The following is an 883-nucleotide window of genomic DNA, read 5'->3' as shown; positions in this document are numbered from 1 at the left end:
TAAGGGGCGCGGCGTTAGGCATTAATGTGTTAACGGGCGTGGACACGACTTGGGGTGCGCTGTTTACTGGTGTGGTCGGCTGTTTGCTGTTTGTGGTTCATAACGCCTCCAAACGAATGGACCAAATGGCTCGCTACCTTGGCTTGTTCATGATTGTTCTGATCGCATACGTGGCAATGACGAGCTTACCTCCGATGGGAGAGACACTAAGTGCAGCGGTGATGCCTATGGATGTTGGAAGCTTGCTTCTGCCCACATTGACTATCGTTGGTGGCGCAGTTGGCGGTTACTACACGGGTGCACAACGTCTAGTGGACATTGGCTTGAAAGGTAAAGAGAACGTACCTTCCATCACTTCAACGGCGTGGGCTGGTATCTCTATTGCGGTGGTTATTCGCGTACTACTGTTTTTAGCTGTATTTGGTGTTATCGCGACAGGCGCAACGTTGGATTCAGCTAACCCGGCAGCCGACGCTTTCCGTCAAGGTGCTGGCCAGCTTGGTTACTTCATCTTTGGCTTAGTACTGTTTGTGGCTTCCATCACGTCTGTGGTGGGTAACTCTTACATGGCTATCTCATTAATTAAGACGCTTTTCCCCGTTGTAGCGCGAAACGAAAAAGCGTGGTGTGTCGGCTTCATTATCCTAACCTCGCTAGGCACGGTTACCATGGACATGCCAATTCTTCTGCTTATGTTAGCGGGTTTAGTGAACAGCATTATCCTTCCTATCGTTTTGGGTACCGTCTTAGTTGCGACAAAACGCAAAGATATCGTCGGTGACTACCAACACCCAATGTACTTAACGCTAACTGGAGCAGCGATTGTTATCGTGATGGCTGCATCGATTTTGACTAACGTCGGTAACTTAAGGGCGAGGTTTAC

1 protein-coding gene is annotated in these 883 nt (G+C 49.4%); it reads left to right on the top strand.

Features of this window, described 5'->3' with window-relative positions:
• On the top strand, positions 1 to 883 hold an 883-nt coding region (locus tag R7Z49_RS24005; protein ID WP_318112230.1), incomplete at both ends, for an NRAMP family divalent metal transporter.

It is taken from the genome of Vibrio sp. 1562, assembly GCF_033340155.1.
Taxonomy (GTDB): domain Bacteria; phylum Pseudomonadota; class Gammaproteobacteria; order Enterobacterales; family Vibrionaceae; genus Vibrio; species Vibrio alginolyticus.
This window is presented reverse-complemented; position numbering and strand designations above follow the sequence as displayed.